General features: G+C 47.2%; 1 protein-coding gene. It reads left to right on the top strand.

Annotated elements, in window-relative coordinates; all coding sequences use genetic code 11:
- A partial coding sequence (locus AAEY78_RS12615; protein ID WP_352339676.1) for a BCCT family transporter occupies positions 1-286 on the top strand: 286 nt, incomplete at both ends.

The raw sequence follows: 286 nt of genomic DNA, 5'->3' as shown, positions 1-286 counted from the left end.
GCGCATCAGGAGATATTCAGCAAGTTGCTGTTAATGCATTATCGCAATCCTTTATGCATTGGGGCTTCCTCGCGTGGGCTATCGTCGGTAGCTTAACGGCTATTGTGGTGATGCATCTACATTATGATAAAGGTTTACCGCTAAAACCAAGGATCCTTCTTTATCCTGTTCTTGGTGAGCGAGCGCTGAAAGGCCATACTGGTGCATTGATTGATGCCTGCTGCATTATCGGTGTTGCCGCTGGCACCATCGGTCCTATTGGTTTCCTTGGGTTACAGGTTAGTTA

Source organism: Psychrobacter sp. 16-MNA-CIBAN-0192 (genome assembly GCF_040309565.1).
Taxonomy (GTDB): domain Bacteria; phylum Pseudomonadota; class Gammaproteobacteria; order Pseudomonadales; family Moraxellaceae; genus Psychrobacter.
The sequence above is the reverse complement of the archived record's forward strand: the minus strand, read 5'-3'. Positions and strand labels throughout refer to the sequence as shown.